Here is a 16,778-nt window from a genome sequence, read left to right on the forward strand (position 1 = left end):
CCCGGGGCAAGATGTTACGTCGGTGAGACGCCCGGTTTGCGGGGTCTTCGCAGAGTGTAGCGAGCAAATGAGCGGCCACACCAGCGCAGAAAAAATCCGCCGCAAAGAAAAACACATTCACTCACCGGGGGCCTTTCGCGCATCATGGGCGCATTCAGCTCAAGGGAGATTTCCATGCGCTTCATGCCGTCCGTTTTGCGTTATGCCGCATTGTCGCTGGGCGTGGTGTTCGCCACCTCGGCGCTGGCCGCCGATGAACTGCAATTGATCGAGTCGATCAACAGCTATCGCAGCCAGCCCCAGCGTTGCGGCACGCAGGCGTCAAACGAGTTGCCACCGCTGTCGGCCGATCCACGGCTGCGCCTGCCGGCCAGCGGCGCGGTCGATCTGCAGCAGGCCATGACCAGCGCCCACTACCCGATGGTCAACGTGCAGGCGATCACCCTCAACGGCCCCCGCGATGCGGCGTCAGCAATGAAGGCGATTCAGGAAAGCTTCTGTCAGGTGGTGCTCGATCCGCAGTTTGTCGATATCGGTGTCAACCGCGTTGACCGCGATTGGCGCATCGTCCTCGCGCGGCCGTTGCTGACGGCGAAACTCGGCGATGCACAAAGCGAAGGGCAAAAGCTGCTGGCGCAACTCAACACCGCGCGCAGCCAGGCGCGCCAGTGCGGCGGCCAGTCCTTCGCGGCGGCAGCACCGCTGGCGTGGAACGCCACGCTGGGCACGGTCGCTCAGGACCACAGCCGCGACATGGCCAACAACAATTACCTCGACCACAAGGACCGCGACGGCCGCACGCCGGGCGACCGCGCCGAACTGTCCGGTTACAGCGGACAACTGGTCGGTGAAAACATCGCCGCCGGGCAAGACACCGTCGGCAAGGTCGTTGACGGCTGGCTCGCCAGCCCAGGCCATTGCGCCAATCTGATGAATCCGCAATATCAGGAACTGGGCGCCGCTTACGCGACCGATCCGAAAAGCAACGCCGGCATTTACTGGACGGCAATGTTTGGCGCACCGTAAGGCATCATCGACGCCGTCAATCACTCGGTCAGCCAGAGTGATTGGACGGCGTGGCGAGCGCAGCCTACCCTGCGCGATCTGCGCCCGCTGACGGCGCTCCACATCCACGAGGCGAGCCCATGACACAGCGTGAATTGATCGATGGTCACAACCGCCGCGTGGATTATCTGCGCTTGTCGGTCACCGACCGCTGCGATTTTCGCTGCGTCTATTGCATGGCCGAGGACATGCAGTTCCTGCCGCGCCAGCAGATCCTCACCCTCGAAGAGCTGTTCCAGGTGGCGCAAAGCTTCGTCGCCCTCGGCACGCGCAAGATCCGCCTCACGGGTGGCGAGCCGCTGATCCGCCCCGGTGTCGTGCAACTCTGCGAACAGATCGCCGCCCTGCCCGGCCTGCGCGAGCTGTGCCTGACCACCAATGGATCGCAGCTGGGCCGACTGGCCAGGCCGCTGTTCGACGCCGGGGTCAAGCGCCTCAACATCAGCCTCGACAGCCTCGATCCGCAGCGCTTCAAAGAGCTGACCCGTACCGGCGATCTGGCGCAGGTCATCGACGGCATCGATGCCGCACGTGCCGCCGGTTTCACCCGTACCAAACTCAATTGCGTAGTGATGCAGGGCCGCAACGATCACGAGATCAACGATCTGGTCAGTTTCGCCATCGAGCGTGATCTGGATATTTCTTTCATCGAAGAGATGCCGCTGGGCGCGATCGCCGAACATAGCCGCGCCGAATCCTTCTACTCCAGCGCGCAAGTGCGCGAACGCATTGCCGAACGCTTCACCCTGATCGACTCGACCGAATCGACGCAAGGGCCGTCGCGTTACTGGCGCGTGGCCGAGGCGCCGAACATTCGCCTGGGCTTCATTTCGCCGCACAGCCACAACTTCTGCGGCACCTGCAACCGCGTGCGCCTGACCGTCGAAGGTCGCTTGCTGCTGTGTCTGGGCAACGAGCATTCGATGGACCTCAAAGCGGTATTGCGTGCCCATCCGGGCCACCCGGAACGCCTGGAAAACGCGATCATCGAGGCGATGAAACTCAAGCCGTATCGACACAATTTCGAAGTCAACGACGACGTACAAGTGGTGCGTTTCATGAACATGACCGGCGGCTGATTCGCCGCGCAACCGGGACCGCGAGATGATCGTCAGACCGAGACCCAATCAGTTCGCCGTGCTGTTCACCCTTAGAGGCTCGATCGCCAAACGCATCGCCGTGCGCACCTTGATGCTGACACTGCTGGCGGCGGCGATTGTGCTGATCGAACTTCTGGTGCCGAGCTACTTCGCCCAGATCAATTCGACGCCGTTCACCCTGCTCGGCCTGTCGCTGTCGATCTTCCTGAGCTTTCGCAACAACGCCTGTTACGACCGTTGGTACGAGGGGCGCAAGGCCTGGGGCGAGGTGCTGCTGCGGGTGCGCGCGGTGATGCGCGAAACCCAAGGCATCGATGACACCCGCCTGCGTGGGCAACTGTTGCGCAACCTGTGCGGTTTCGCCCATGCGTTGAATGCACGGCTGCGAGGAGACAGCGAGGAGCAGGCCAGTGCCGACTGGGTCAGCCCACCGATCGATGGGGCTGCGCCGGATCACTGCGGACAGATCCTTCATCAGCTCGGGCGCCAGTGCTCAGCGCTGGAAACGGCCGGTGTGCTGTCGCCATGGCGTTATCAGTTGCTGGCCAATCACCTGACCTGCCTGAGCCAGGCCCAGGCGGTGTGCGACCGGATCAAGAACACGCCACTGCCCTTCCCTTACACCCTGCTGCTGCACCGCACCATCTATCTGTTCTGCCTGCTGCTGCCGTTCGCCATGGCGCAATCGCTGGGTTGGTTGACGCCGCTGTTCACGGCAATTGTCAGCTACACCTTTTTCGGCTTTGACGCGATTGCCGATGAACTCGAAGATCCGTTCGGGCGCGATGAAAACGATCTGCCGACCGATGCACTGGTGCGCACTCTGGAGCGCGATGTGCTTTACGAACTCGGCGTATCGCCGTTGCCGCCCGCGCCGGAGCCGGACGATTACGTGCTGCGCTGAATGGCGCAGCGGCGGGCTCGGCGTGTTGACTCTGGATCGAGGTGCTGCCATTCGCGAGCAGGCTCGCTCCCACAGTTGAAATGCACTCTCCTGTGGAAGCGAGCCTGCTCGCGAAAAAGGCAACTCGGTCAATCAGCCCAAACGCCGGAAAGCGCCACCGACGAATCTTCCGTTTACACGCGCGCAAATTCCCCCTTACTATCCGGGCACACCGGTCGCCAGGTTCGCCCTGCTGCCGACGCTTTCCGCCAACGGAAACACGCGTTATGAGTACGTCACCACAACAACCGCAAAGGTTGCACGTCTCTGCTGTACGCGCCCACTGCAACAGGGGCCGCGTATGAACCGCATCGTCAATCTGCCCATGGCCCTGCGCCGCTCCAAGCTGCGTCACTCCGCACGCCCGCCGGATATCGCCGTTCCCGTCTGATCGCGTGAGCTGAAACCGCGACAGTCAATTTCCCGATTTTCCTGATATCCCTGCCGGGACACTTGCGCCTTTTTGTCGCGTCGTGTCCGGCCGAATCTGCGCGCCTGTGCGGCGCCATCGTGAGTGATTTGCCATGAAATTCGCAGCCATCGAAGACGCACGCCTGTTCCTCGAACAGAACCCCGATATCGACATGATCGAATTGTTCATCCTCGACGCCAACGGCGTGCCGCGCGGCAAGCTGTTGCATCGCGAAGAGCTGCTCGCCGTGTACGAAAGCGGCCGACCGCTACCGAGCACCATCCTTGGCCTGACCGTACAAGGCGAGGACGTGGAAAATTCCGGGCTGGTGTGGGACGTCGGCGACATCGACTGCCGCGCCTATCCGCTGCAAGGCAGTCTGGTGCGCTTGCCGTGGCGACAGATTCCGACCGCCGCCGTGCAGGTCAGCATGCACCCGAGCGAGGGCCTGCCGGCGAGCATCGCTGACCCTCGGCACCTGCTGATCAAAGTCATCGACGGGCTCAAGGCCGAGGGCTATCACCCGATCATGGCGTGCGAGCTGGAGTTCTATCTGCTCGATGCCAAACGCGACCACAACGGCCGCCCGCAACCGGCGCTGGACGCCGACGGCGGGCGACCGCGACACACGCAAGTCTACGGTTTGCGCGAGCTGGAACAGATCGAGCCGTTCCTCGCCGACCTCTACAGCGCGTGCAAACTGCACGGCATTCCGGCGCGCACGGCGATCTCCGAATACGCGCCGGGTCAGGTCGAAATCACCCTCGAACACGGCGACGCACTGGAGGCGATGGATCAGGCGGTGCGCTACAAACGTCTGGTCAAAGGCGTAGCGCACAAGCACGGCATGCAGGCGACGTTCATGGCCAAGCCGTTCGATGATCTGGCCGGCACCGGCATGCACATGCACGTCAGCCTCGCCGATGCCGAGGGGCGTAATCTGTTCGCCTCTGAAGACCCGGCCGGCACGCCACTGTTGCGCACGGCGATTGGCGGCATGCTCGCCTCCCTGCTCGATTCGCTGCTGCTGTTCTGCCCCAACGCCAACTCTTACCGGCGTTTCCAGGCCAACAGCTATGCGCCACTGGCGCCGACCTGGGGCGTCGACAACCGCACGGTCAGCCTGCGCGTACCCGGTGGCCCGGCCCCTGCGCGACACATCGAACACCGCATCTGCGGCGCCGACGCCAACCCGTATCTGGCAGCGGCAGCGATCCTCGCCGGCATTCATCGTGGCATTCGTGAAGAGCTGGATCCGGGGGCACCGGTCGAGGGCAATGGTTATGCCCAGGCGAAAGAACTGCTGCCGACCGATTGGCTGACGTCGTTGCAGGCGCTGGAAAATTCCACGTGGGCACGAGAGGCGTTGGGACAGGAGTTCCTTGGGGTGTATCTGGCGGTAAAGCGTGCCGAGTATCGGCAGTTCATGGCTGAAGTGGGTGAGCAGGATTGGCGGTGGTACCTGACCGAGGCTTAAAGATCCAACACCGAACCTGTGGGAGCGAGCCTGCTCGCGAAGGCGTCGTCACATTCAACATTTTGGGTGACTGACACACCGCTTTCGCGAGCAGGCTCGCTCCCACAGGGAATGCACTTCGAACAAGAATTTTTGTGGACCCTGACATGACCATTCGCTGCAATTCCTACTACACCGCCACCCTCAACCACGACACCGATTACCCCACCCTGCAAGGCCGGCACAAGGTCGATGTGGTGATCATCGGCGGCGGTTTCACTGGCGTCGCCACTGCCGTCGAACTGGCGGAAAAAGGCCTGAAAGTCGCCATCGTCGAAAGCCACAAGATCGGCTGGGGCGCCACCGGGCGCAATGGCGGGCAAGTTACCGGCAGCCTTTCCGGCGACGGCGCGATGCGCAAGCAGATGCGTGCAAAACTGGGCGATGACGTGGACGATTTCATCTGGCATCTGCGCTGGCGCGGGCATGAAATCATCCGCCAGCGCGTCGAGAAATATGCGATCCAGTGCGACCTCAAACACGGCCATTTGCACGCGGCGTACAAGCCGAGCCACATGGTCGATCTGCGCAAGGATTACGACGAAGCCGTGCGTCGCGGATTAGGCGATGAAGTGAGCCTGCTCGACCGCAGCCAGGTTCGCGACCTGCTGCAAAGCGAGCTTTACCACGGCGCGATCAAGAACACCCGCAACATGCATCTGCACCCGCTCAACCTGTGCCTTGGCGAAGCACGCGCAGCCGAAAGCCTGGGCGCGCTGATCTTCGAAAACAGTGAAGTGCTGGAGATCATCCACGGCGACACACCTGGCGTGCGCACCGCTCACGGCCAGATCGACGCCAGTCAGGTGATGCTCGCCGGTGACGTCTATCACAAGCTCGAACCGGGCCAGCTCAAGGGCAAGATTTTCCCGGCCATGGGCGGCATCGTCACCACCGCGCCGCTCGGTGATCTGGCGCAACAGATCAACCCCGAAGACCTCGCCGTGTACGACTGCCGCTTCGTCCTCGATTACTACCGGCTGACCGCCGACGGCCGTTTGCTGTTCGGCGGCGGCGCCAACTACAGCGGCAAGGATTCGCGCGACATCACTGCGGAACTGCGCCCGTGCATCGAGCGCACATTCCCGGCGCTCAAAGGTGTCCCGATCGATTACCAGTGGAGCTGCGCGATGGGCATCGTCATCAACCGCATCCCGCAACTGGGCAAGCTCTCGGACAACGTCTGGTATTGCCAGGGCTACTCGGGACACGGCATCGCCACCACACACATCATGGGCGAGATCATGAGCCGGGCAATCACCGGGCAAATGGAACAGTTCGATACCTTCGCCGCGTGCCAGCACATCCGCGTGCCAATGGGCGACCTGCTAGGCAATCCGTTGCTGGCGGCGGGGATGTGGTATTACCAGATGCTCGAGCGGTTGCGCTGAATTCACTGGCCCTATCGCGAGCAGGCTCGCTCCCACATTGGATTTGTGCACGACACAACACCCTGTGGGAGCGAGCCTGCTCGCGAAGAGGCCCTCAAACCCCACACAAAATTCAATCCGGCAACTGCTCCACCACAATCCCCAGCCGCCGATAATCCTCGACATTCGCCCCCGGATGCCGCTCGGTAATCAACATATGCAGGCGCGTACACGGCGCCACCACAAACGGCTCCACCGCACCCAGCTTGTCTGCCGTAGTCACTGCAATCACCCGCGCTGCACTGTCGAGCATCGCCTGTTTGATCGGCACTTCATCGAAATGCAGCGAGGTAATCCCGACCTCGGGATGAATCGCACACACCCCGGTAATCGCCAGATCCGCCTTGATTCCGGCCAACAGTCGCAGCGCTTCCTGACCACTGGCCGACATCGAATGCGGATTCAATTCACCACCCGCCAGAATCACTTTCACACCTTTATATTCGGACAAGGCAATCGCCGTCAGTGGGGAAGCGGTCACGGCGGTGATGCGGATGTTGGCGGGTAGCGCGCGCGCCACCTGCAAGGTGGTCGAGCCGGAATCGAACAGCACAATCTGCCCGTCCTCGATGTGCTGCGCCGCCAATTGCGCCAGGCGCACCTTGACCTCGTCGGTCTCATCCAGACGGGTGAAGTAATCTTTGCCCGAGTCTTTCGGTCGCGGCAACGCCCCGCCATGCACCCGCTGCACCAGTCCGGCGCTGTCCAGCTCGGCAAGGTCGCGGCGGATGGTGTCTTCGGACACTGCGAAATGCTGGCTCAGTTCGGAGGCCATGACCTTGCCGTCACGTTCGAGAAGCAAAAGGATTTTCTGCCGGCGCAGGGACGGCAATTCGGCGATGGAGTGGTCGTGCATGGTTATGCCTGTTTGTGCTTGTAGTTGCAGGTTTCAGCGACACTAGCGAAAGTCTCAGGCAAATACAAACGCAACGGCTATCAATGCTTTCGATCATTGGAATCAACACGGCGAATTTTTTCTTTGCGCTGCGCCTGTTCACAATGGCCCCACTCTCAAAAGCTCAGGATGAACAGCCCATGAATCTCAATTTTGCCTTCGCCTGCATGATCGTCGTGTCGTTCGCGATTGCCTTGGGCCACGCCTGATAGCGCGGCAAACCGAGGTCAGCAACTGCTCACGAAGCCGTTTATGCGCAGCAGCCGTCCTGGGGGAAAGGGCTGGGCTGAGCAATCGCCAGGCAGCACTGGCTTGCTTCAAGTTTCCTGGCGCACCCGCCTGACCTGCACCAACAAAGCCGGAGCAAAATGCAGCAACACCATCCGGCTCAAGTGATGCGTCAGGATAAACACCACATTCAGCCCGCCGCCAAACGCGACAATCGCAATCGTCTCGATCGCGCCCGGCATGTACGCCAGCCAAAGGGACAGCGGATCACCGCCCAGCCAGCGCGCAGCCACCTCGGCAAACACCGCTGCAACGACGATCATCAAACCCACCGAGACCAACGCCGTGCGCCCATGCCGCGCCAGCTCTGCGATGCCGAGTCCCTGAAAACGTGAGCCGATGCGCACGCCGAGAATCAGTGCGGCCAGGTTCAGGCTCCACTCCGGCATGTGAAAACCGTGCAGCCATCCCGACTTCACAAATACAGCGGTTATGAGAATCGCGGTAAGCATGAATGGTGCCGGGACGCCGACCAGCAACAACAGGCGGCCGAGCAATACGCTCAAAGCGATGACTGAGCACGCGGTCAGCGCCATGCCTGTGGTCAACGGATCGCTGGCCACTTCAGCCACCGCTGCTTGCCCGGGAATGAGCAAACTCACCAGTACGGTGATCAACAGCAGCCGCATCAGATGCACGATGATGACTTTGCTCGAAGCCTTTTCCGACTCGAGCAAATCGAACACTGCGGCCAATGCGCCGGGATACACCGCCAGCAGTGCATCGGTGCGATTCCATCCGGCACCGCGTGTCAGCCACCATCCGGCGAGTGCAATTTGTACGCTCAGGCAGATCAGCAATACGCCAAGGCTGGGCAACATTGTTGCGGCCGTTTCGCTGTCCCATGCTTCGAACATCAGCCCGGTGGCGATGCCCAGCGTGACCTGGATGTAGCCCAAGCCATAAGGAGTTGCCGGGGCGATGCCGGTTTTGCTGGCAAACAACGCGGTCACCACAATCGAGCCGAGCAGCAAGCCGTGAGGCACGCCTTCAAACTGCAACAACGCGCCAAAACCAGCCGCAAGCAACAAGCACACAATGGATTTCATGGTTCGCCTTCCTGGCTATTTATCTGACACACCACCAGTCCCTGGTAGGAGCTGCCGAAGGCTGCGATCTTTTGGGACGCAGAGCGTCCCCGGCTGCATTCCCACGCAGAGCGTGGGAACGATCGGATCGCAGCCTTCGGCAGCTCCTACAGGGGGATTTGCATTCCTACGTGCGAAGGCGTGCAATCGCCCGCCGATATTTCTCGATCCGCTCCAGATCCTCCCAATTCGGCGAGGCGATCCGCGAGATATCGCTGTTCTCTTCCAGATCCGCCAGCTTCACCACCCGGCCGATCGGGTTTTGCGCGGCGCGGTCGACAAAATCCTCGTAGGACTCGCCGGGCACTTTGGTCACCGCCGCAATCGCCGCCAGCACCTCTTCGCTGAAACCTTCCCCGCGTAAGTCATCCAGACTTACCCCGCAATCCTCGACCACATCGTGCAGCACAGCGACGATGCGCTCCTCCAGCGTGTGCATGCGCAACATGACTTTCAGTGGATGCAGAATGTACGGCGCCCCGCCCTTGTCCACCTGCCCGCTGTGGGCCGTGGCGGCAATGGCGATAGCGCGTTCGAGGGTTTGGGCCATGGGAATCGAATCCTGCGCTTTATGTTTCTGATTGTTGCGCAGTGTACGCGAAGATCGCGCAGCGCAAAGCCGATTGAACCTTGCCCGCCCTCGCCGCCTCGAAACCAGACAAGCGCCAAATCACCGATCAGACGCGGCGCCATTGGAGAGGAATTGCCGATGAAAACCCGACTGCTGCTCCTGATCGCCACGTTCGCCATCATCCCCACCTGCGTCATGGCCGAAGGCTGCGACGTGCAGACCCGCTCCTCCAGCGCCGCAGTGCCCGCCGTGGAAACCCATAGCTGTTACGAATACGAAGGCATGCCGGTGGACTCCATCAACTGGTCATGCAGCAACGAAACCAAGGACACCCTCAACGCCATCAAGAAGAAAGTCCAACGCTGCGACGACCACTACCAAGCCACCTGCACCGCTCGCCTCACCCAGGAATCCCTCGCCAACCCGCACTCGACCAGCAAAGACAAAAGCGCCAAACCGCTGAACATGCCCGACAACGCCAAAGTCACCACGTATTACTACAACGGTGAGCACTTGGCGCAGGCGAAGATTGATTGCGAAAACAGTGGCGGGAACTGGAAGGCTAAATAGTCTCGGTTATCGAGGATTGCCTGACAGAGAGCCCGGCTTGATGCCGGGCTTGCTGCATCTGCAAACAGCTTCAACCTTCACCTGCACCGCTGCTCGTGCCGCTGTCGTTCGATTGCTTCGAACCACTGGGCTTGGAACCCGAAGGTGTAGAGCCGTCATTGTTGGTGGTGTTGCCCTGCGTGCCTTTGGGCACGGTGGCGCCATTGGAATGAATGTCTTCCGGCGCACTCGGATTGGTTTGGCTATTGCCGTCGTTAGCGGTGGGTGCCGGGGTATCGCTGGCGGCTGTTGCATAGAGCGAAGTGGCGGATAACAGCGTGGCCAAGGTGAATGCTGCGAGACTGGATTTATGCATGTCGGCGGTTCCTCTGCGGGGGTGAGTTATGCATTGGAAGCGCGTGCGCGGGGAAAATGCGGAAGGGGTGACGAATGGCAGGAACAAACAACCCGACACCCCCTAAAAGATGCCGGGTCAACAAACAATATGCGTTATCCGATCAGAAATTCGCCGGCGTATTCGCACTGATAATCTCAGCCTCATCCGCGCCGATATTGCGAAACTTATGCGGCAACGTCGTCGGAAAGTAATACCCATCCCCGGCACTCAGCACACTCACCTGCCCGTCCACGGTCAGTTCTACCGTGCCGCGCGTGACCAGTCCGCACTCTTCGCCTTCGGCATGAACGATCGGTTCTTCGCCGGAGCTGGCGCCGGGGGCGTATTGTTCGCGGAGCAGGCGCATCTGCCGGCTAGGGACGGAGGCGCCGATGAGCAGCAGGCGCAGGCCGTGGCGGCCGAGGTCGGGTTGTTCGTTGGCGCGGAATACGTATTGGTGTTCGCGCGGGGGCTGGTCGAAGGTGAAGAAGTCGGCCAGGGACATCGGTATGCCTTCGAGCAGCTTTTTCAGCGAGCTGACGGAGGGGCTGACGCGGTTCTGTTCGATCAGCGAGATGGTCGCGTTGGTCACGCCGCTACGCCGGGCGAGTTCGCGCTGGGAGAGTTTGTAGCTTTCGCGTACTAGTTTGAGTCGAGAACCCGTATCCATGACAGCCTTATGTTGAGGTACTTAAGGGTAATGGGGGTGGGTGGCGGGTGACGCGCAGGTCGCGCGGATCACGTTGCTCCCGTGTCCCGGAACCGTGAAAGGCGGCTATTAAATCACGTTTGCCGGTGTTGCTCAGCAGGTTCGATGGATGGTGCGGCAAAAGTCCTGTTGGCCTTGGCAATACAGTCACTGTGGGAGCGAGCCTGCTCGCGAAAGCGTAGTGTCTGGCGAATCGATGTCGCCTGATATGGCCTCTTCGCGAGCAGGCTCGCTCCCACAGTGGACATCAGTGGTTTTGCATAAGTGAAAAACCGGCGAGGTCTTTCGGGCCGCCGCCGGGAGGTCAATCAGACGCCGAACCGGTCGCGCAGGGAATAGTAGACCGCGCCCAGAGCGGTAAGCGGTGCGGAGAAGGTGCGGCCGCCGAGCATTGGCATGTGCGGCAGCGAGGCGAAGGCGTTGAAGCGTTCGGCGTCGCCGCGGATCATTTCCGAGATCAGTTTGCCGGCCAGGTGCGAGCAGGTGACGCCGTGGCCGCTGTAGCCCTGCATGTAGTAGGCGTTCTTTTCGATGCGGCCGAATTGCGGCATGCGCGACATGGTCAGCAGGAAGTTGCCGGTCCAGCGGTAGTCGATCTTCACGTCCTTGAGCTGCGGGAAGGTCTTGAGGATCTTCGGCCGGATCAGTTGCTCGATATCGTCCGGCTCCCGCGCGCCATACACCACACCACCACCGTAAAGCAGGCGGTTGTCAGCGGTGAGGCGGTAGTAATCCAGCAGGTAGTTGCAGTCTTCGACGCAATAGTTGTTGGTGATCAGGCTGCGCGCCTGCTGCTCGGTCAGCGGTTCGGTGACGACGATCTGCGAACCACACGGCATGCTTTTCGCGGTGACGCGATTGTCGAGGCCTTGCGGCAGATAAGCGTTGCCGGCGATCAGCAAATATTTGGCGCGGACCAGACCTTTGGCAGTGCGCACGGTGATCGGCTCGCCGTAGGTGATTTCCACCGCCGCCGATTGCTCGTAGATTTTGCCGCCCAAACGCACGATGGCGGAGGCCTCCCCTAGCGCCAGATTCAATGGATGAACGTGGCCACCCTGCATGTCCAGCAAGCCGCCAACGTAAGCGTCGGAGCCGACTTCGCGACGAATATCCGCTGCATCGAGCATCTTCAGATTGCGGTTGCCGTAGCGCTCCCAATTGCGCTTCTGCTCTGCCAGGCCATTGAGTTGTTTCTTGTTCATCGCCGCGAAGATGCCGCCCGGGCGATAGTCGCACTTGATGTCGTAATCCTTGATGCGCGAACGGATGATGTCGGCGCCTTCAAAGATCATGCTGCCGAGGATTTCGGCAGTCTTGTCGCCGTAACGCTCTTCGATGACATCGACGTCGCGGCTATAGGAATTGACCAGTTGCCCGCCATTGCGACCGCTGGCGCCGTAGCCGACTTTCGCCGCTTCCAGCACCGTGACTTTGTAGCCGGCTTCGCTGAGGAACAGTGCCGAGGACAGGCCTGTGTAGCCGGCGCCGATGATGCAGACGTCGCAGTCCAGCGCTTCTTCGAGAATCGGGAAGTCGATGACTTCGTTGCGGGTGGCGGCGTAGTAGCTGTTGACGTGTTGCTGTTTCATACATTTCTCCGAGGGTCGCCAACCAGGGGCGACCGCCGCTGTAAAAGAATTAGAGCTTGATCCAGGTCGCTTTCAGCTCGGTGTACTTGTCGAACGCATGCAGCGATTTGTCGCGGCCGTTGCCCGATTGCTTGAAGCCACCGAACGGCGCAGTCATGTCGCCGCCGTCGTACTGGTTGACCCAGACGCTACCGGCGCGCAGGCCGCGGGCGAAGGTGTGCGCCTTGCTCAGGTTGCTGGTCCACACCCCGGCGGCGAGGCCGAAGATGCTGTCGTTGGCGATCTGCAGCGCTTCTTCGGCAGTGTCGAAGGTGATCAGCGACAGCACCGGGCCGAAGATTTCTTCCTGAGCGATGGTCATCGCATTGGTCACGCCGTCGAAAATCGCTGGCTGCACGTAGAGGCCGCCGGTTTCTTCGAGGGTGCGCTGGCCGCCGGCAATCAACTCGGCGCCCTGCTCGCGGCCGATGCTGATGTAGCGCAGCACGTTATCGAGCTGACGCTGGTCGACCACGGCGCCGACGGTGGTCGCCGGATCCAGTGCATGCCCCGGTTTCCAGGCTTGCAGCGCCTCGACCAGCAACGGAATGAATTGCTCGCGAATCGAGCGCTCGACCAGCAGACGCGAGCCGGCAGTGCAGACTTCGCCCTGGTTGAAGGCGATGGCACTGGCTGCTGCCTGGGCTGCCGCGCGCAGGTCCGGTGCGTCGGCGAACACCACGTTCGGGCTCTTGCCGCCGGCCTCGAGCCAGACGCGTTTCATGTTGCTCTGGCCGGCATAGATCATCAGCTGCTTGGCGATCGCCGTGGAGCCGGTGAAGGCCAGCACGTCGACGTCCATGTGCAACGCCAGCGCCTTGCCGACGGTGTGGCCGTAGCCCGGCAGCACGTTGAACACGCCCTTCGGAATACCCGCCTCCAGCGCCAGTTGCGCGATGCGGATAGCGGTCAGCGGTGATTTTTCCGAAGGCTTGAGGATGAACGAATTACCCGCCGCCAGCGCCGGGGCGAACTTCCAGCTGGCCATGATCAGCGGAAAATTCCATGGCACGATGGCGGCGACCACACCCGAGGGCTCACGGGTGACGAGGCCAAGTTGGTCGTGCGGCGTGGCGGCGACTTCGTCGTAGATCTTGTCGATGGCCTCGGCGCTCCAGCGGATCGCGTTGGCGGTCGCCGGGATGTCGATGCTCATCGAATCGCTGATCGGTTTGCCCATGTCGAGGGTTTCCAGCAGTGCCAGTTCTTCCTGGTGTTGCAGGATCAGATCGGCGAAGCGGATCAGGACGCGCTTGCGCTCGGCCGGGGCTTTTTTCGCCCAGATGCCGGAGTTGAACGACTGGCGCGCGGCTTCTACGGCGAGGTTGGCGTCGGCTTCATCGGTGCTGGCGACGGCGGCAAGAAAGCGGCCATCGACCGGGCTCAGGCATTCGAAGGTGTCGCCACTGATTGCCGGGCGATATTCACCGTTAATGAAGGCGCGGGATTCGATGGACAGAGACTGGAAGCGTTGTTCCCAGTCGTTGCGGGTTGTGGTCATTGTTTTGAGCTCGACAAGGGGGAATTTGGGGGTTGGTCTGGTTGCTTTGTCTGGCCGGGAATCGCTGCCCTCACCCTAGCCCTCTCCCAGAGGGAGAGGGGACCGATCGGGGGATGCCTGGTAACTGCGCCGACCTGAAAAATCTTTGCCGAATCCATCATCGACTGGATCGTTCAGGTCGCCGGATATCTCCAGACGACGCGGTCAGTCCCCTCTCCCTCCGGGAGAGGGTTAGGGTGAGGGGCTTTTGATCTTCAGACCGTATGCAGATACCAGTTGTACTCAAGGTCAGAAATCGAGTTCTCGAACTCGGCCAGCTCGCTTTCCTTGCACGCAACGAACACGTCGATGTACATCGGGTCGATGTAGCGCGCCATGACTTCGCTGTCGTCGAGCTCGCGCAAGGCGTCGCGCAGGTTGTTCGGCAGACTCTGCTCGTTCTGCTCGTAGCTGTTGCCTTCGACCGGCGCGCCGGGCTCGATCTGGTTGGTAAGCCCGTGGTGGATACCGGCCAGCACCGACGCCATCAGCAGGTACGGGTTGGCATCGGCACCGGCGACGCGGTGCTCGATGCGCACGGCGTCCGCTGAACCGGTCGGCACGCGCACGGCCACGGTGCGGTTGTCGATGCCCCAGCTCGGCGAGTTCGGCACATAGAATTGCGCGCCGAAGCGGCGGTACGAGTTGACGTTCGGGCAGAGGAACGCCATTTGCGCCGGCAGGGTCTCGAGCACACCGCCGATCGCGTGACGCAGTGCGGCGTTCTGCTCGGGATTCTCGCTGGCGAAGATGTTGTTGCCTTCTTTGTCCAGAATCGAAATGTGCACGTGCAAACCATTGCCGGCCTGGCCCGGATAAGGCTTGGCCATGAAAGTCGTGTCCATCTCGTGGTCGTAGGCGATGTTCTTCACCAGACGCTTGAGCAGGACCGCGTAATCGCACGCCTTGATCGGGTCGGAGACGTGATGCAGGTTGACTTCGAACTGCGCCGGGGCGCTTTCCTTGACGATGGCATCCGCCGGGATGCCCTGCTCTTTCGCGCCTTCAAGGATGTCTTGCAGGCAATCGACGTATTCGTCGAGATCGTCGATCAGGTAAACCTGGGTCGACACCGGACGCTTACCGGATACCGGTGAACGCGGCGATTGCGGACGACCATTCACGTTGTCCTGGTCGATCAGGTAGAACTCGAGTTCGAACGCCGCGCAAATAGTCAGGCCGAGGTCATCGAATTTGCGCACGACGTTGGCCAGCACTTCACGCGGGTCGGCGAAGAACGGCTGGCCTTCGATCTCGTGCATGGTCATCAGCAGTTGTGCGGTCGGGCGTTTTTGCCACGGCTCGATGCTCAGGGTGCCGGGGATCGGGTAGCAGATGCGATCGGCATCGCCGATATCCAGGCCCAGGCCGGTGCTTTCCACCGTCGAGCCGTTGATGTCCAGCGCAAAGAGCGACGCCGGCAGGTTGATGCCTTTTTCGTACACCTTATGAAGACTGGTGCGTTCGATGCGCTTGCCGCGCACCACACCGTTCATATCCGCAATCAGAAGGTCGACGTACAAAACCTCAGGATATTTCTTAAGGAATGCGTTGGCTTCGTTGAGTTGAACGGTACGCAGAGGGACCGACATGATGCACCTATTTAGCTGTTAATTATTATGTTCACCACCGTGTTGCGCAGCCAGTCAATCCGAAAGGCAAAGTGAAGTCAATAGCGAACACCCTGCCCTGCAGCCTTTATTTTTCGGGCTTTTCTTAACACTCTCGAGCCATATCTACCGGCAAACCCCGGTAAACCTAAGCGATTTGATGAACGGCGTTTAGAATTTTTTACATGACAGTTGTTAATTAAAATCAACGAGGCTAAGCTCCGGAAAAGCTCGTTCAAGTGACAGACTTCGAGGTGAATAAAAATGGCATTCAAGCCATTGATCGGCGTTACTGCGTGCGTCAAACAGATTGGCCTGCACCCCTATCACATCAGCGGCGACAAGTACGTACGTGCTGTCAGCGTTGGCGCTGAAGGGTTGCCAGTGGTCATTCCTTCCCTCGGCAACTTGACTGAAATCGATGACCTGCTCGGTCAACTCGACGGTTTTTTGCTTACCGGCTCACCCTCGAACGTGGAGCCCTTCCACTATCAAGGCCCGGCCAGCGCCCCCGGCACGGATCACGATCCGGCCCGCGACGCCACCACCCTTCCTTTATTGCGTGCAGCCATCGCGGCGGGCGTTCCGGTGCTCGGCATCTGCCGTGGCTTCCAGGAAATGAACGTGGCCTTCGGCGGCAGCCTGCATCAAAAGGTGCACGAGCTGCCCGGCATGCTCGACCACCGTGAAGCCGACAGCCCGGATGTGGCCGTGCAATACGCACCAGCCCATGCGGTCAGCGTGATCGCTGGCGGCGTGTTCGAAGCGTTGGGGCTGCCCGACAAATTTCAGGTCAATTCGATTCACAGCCAAGGCATCGACCGCCTCGCTCCCGGCCTGCGTGCTGAAGCCGTGGCGCCGGACGGTTTGATCGAGGCGATCTCGGTCGAGCACAGCCCGACCTTCGCCCTCGGCGTGCAATGGCACCCGGAATGGCAAGTGCTGGACAACCCGAACTACCTGAGGATTTTCCAGGCGTTCGGCGCAGCGTGCCGGCAACGGGCGGCGAAGCGCAGTCAGCGCTGACTCAACCC

16 protein-coding genes are annotated in these 16,778 nt (G+C 61.0%); 8 read left to right on the forward strand and 8 right to left on the reverse strand.

Annotated elements, in window-relative coordinates:
• Positions 1–174 precede the first annotated feature (174 nt).
• The 5 genes from ACZ9BE_RS13645 (at position 175) to ACZ9BE_RS13665 (ending at position 6,427) form a co-directional block, all read left to right on the forward strand.
• Positions 175–1,026: a CAP domain-containing protein gene (locus ACZ9BE_RS13645; protein WP_095181988.1), complete on the forward strand. Its 852-nt coding sequence runs from the start codon at positions 175–177 to the stop codon at positions 1,024–1,026.
• A 119-nt stretch (positions 1,027–1,145) separates the two neighbouring features.
• Entirely contained in the window at positions 1,146–2,144 is a 999-nt protein-coding gene (moaA, locus tag ACZ9BE_RS13650) for a GTP 3',8-cyclase MoaA (protein ID WP_041480911.1), read from the forward strand.
• A gap of 25 nt (positions 2,145–2,169) precedes the next feature.
• Positions 2,170–3,069, forward strand: coding sequence for a bestrophin family protein (locus tag ACZ9BE_RS13655; RefSeq protein ID WP_252867818.1), 900 nt, complete (start codon positions 2,170–2,172; stop codon positions 3,067–3,069).
• A 563-nt stretch (positions 3,070–3,632) separates the two neighbouring features.
• On the forward strand, positions 3,633–4,997 hold the full coding sequence (locus tag ACZ9BE_RS13660) for a glutamine synthetase family protein (RefSeq protein WP_476249561.1): 1,365 nt from the start codon (positions 3,633–3,635) through the stop codon (positions 4,995–4,997).
• Positions 4,998–5,143: 146 nt separating this feature from the next.
• Entirely contained in the window at positions 5,144–6,427 is a 1,284-nt protein-coding gene (locus tag ACZ9BE_RS13665) for an NAD(P)/FAD-dependent oxidoreductase (RefSeq protein WP_476249562.1), read from the forward strand.
• Positions 6,428–6,539: 112 nt separating this feature from the next.
• Here ACZ9BE_RS13665 and ACZ9BE_RS13670 read toward each other — a convergent pair whose 3' ends face one another.
• The gene (locus tag ACZ9BE_RS13670; protein WP_476249563.1) at positions 6,540–7,322 is read right to left on the reverse strand and encodes a DeoR/GlpR family DNA-binding transcription regulator; all 783 of its coding nucleotides are present in this window, start codon (positions 7,320–7,322) and stop codon (positions 6,540–6,542) included.
• An 83-nt stretch (positions 7,323–7,405) separates the two neighbouring features.
• On the opposite strand from ACZ9BE_RS13670, the gene ACZ9BE_RS13675 reads away from it, so the two are divergent.
• Entirely contained in the window at positions 7,406–7,570 is a 165-nt protein-coding gene (locus tag ACZ9BE_RS13675; protein ID WP_163012744.1) for a hypothetical protein, read from the forward strand.
• Between the two features lie 108 nt (positions 7,571–7,678).
• On the opposite strand, the gene ACZ9BE_RS13680 is transcribed toward ACZ9BE_RS13675, so the two are convergent.
• Positions 7,679–8,698 carry an AbrB family transcriptional regulator gene (locus ACZ9BE_RS13680; protein WP_476249564.1) on the reverse strand — a complete coding sequence of 340 codons (1,020 nt, stop codon included), beginning with the start codon at positions 8,696–8,698 and terminating at the stop codon, positions 7,679–7,681.
• Between the two features lie 166 nt (positions 8,699–8,864).
• Positions 8,865–9,287, reverse strand: a complete 423-nt coding sequence (locus ACZ9BE_RS13685; RefSeq protein ID WP_476249565.1) for an HD domain-containing protein — start codon at positions 9,285–9,287, stop codon at positions 8,865–8,867.
• A 159-nt stretch (positions 9,288–9,446) separates the two neighbouring features.
• Here ACZ9BE_RS13685 and ACZ9BE_RS13690 point away from each other — a divergent pair, with 159 nt between their 5' ends.
• Positions 9,447–9,878: a hypothetical protein gene (locus ACZ9BE_RS13690; protein ID WP_258706871.1), complete on the forward strand. Its 432-nt coding sequence runs from the start codon at positions 9,447–9,449 to the stop codon at positions 9,876–9,878.
• A 70-nt stretch (positions 9,879–9,948) separates the two neighbouring features.
• Here ACZ9BE_RS13690 and ACZ9BE_RS13695 read toward each other — a convergent pair whose 3' ends face one another.
• The 5 genes from ACZ9BE_RS13695 to ACZ9BE_RS13715 form a co-directional block, all read right to left on the reverse strand.
• A complete protein-coding gene (locus ACZ9BE_RS13695) occupies positions 9,949–10,233 on the reverse strand; it encodes a hypothetical protein (RefSeq protein WP_217849279.1) in 285 nt (94 codons plus the stop codon).
• Between the two features lie 142 nt (positions 10,234–10,375).
• A complete protein-coding gene (locus ACZ9BE_RS13700; RefSeq protein ID WP_011333561.1) occupies positions 10,376–10,924 on the reverse strand; it encodes a cupin domain-containing protein in 549 nt (182 codons plus the stop codon).
• 347 nt (positions 10,925–11,271) lie between these two features.
• Entirely contained in the window at positions 11,272–12,555 is a 1,284-nt protein-coding gene (locus ACZ9BE_RS13705) for an NAD(P)/FAD-dependent oxidoreductase (RefSeq protein ID WP_353188110.1), read from the reverse strand.
• 49 nt (positions 12,556–12,604) lie between these two features.
• Positions 12,605–14,095: an aldehyde dehydrogenase gene (locus ACZ9BE_RS13710; protein WP_041480929.1), complete on the reverse strand. Its 1,491-nt coding sequence runs from the start codon at positions 14,093–14,095 to the stop codon at positions 12,605–12,607.
• A gap of 254 nt (positions 14,096–14,349) precedes the next feature.
• On the reverse strand, positions 14,350–15,726 hold the full coding sequence (locus tag ACZ9BE_RS13715; protein ID WP_476249566.1) for a glutamine synthetase family protein: 1,377 nt from the start codon (positions 15,724–15,726) through the stop codon (positions 14,350–14,352).
• A gap of 282 nt (positions 15,727–16,008) precedes the next feature.
• On the opposite strand from ACZ9BE_RS13715, the gene ACZ9BE_RS13720 reads away from it, so the two are divergent.
• Complete coding sequence (locus ACZ9BE_RS13720; protein WP_476249567.1) at positions 16,009–16,770, forward strand: gamma-glutamyl-gamma-aminobutyrate hydrolase family protein; 762 nt, start codon at positions 16,009–16,011, stop codon at positions 16,768–16,770.
• The last annotated feature ends 8 nt before the right edge of the window (positions 16,771–16,778 follow it).

The sequence above is a fragment of the Pseudomonas sp. TE9122 genome (genome assembly GCF_056278925.1).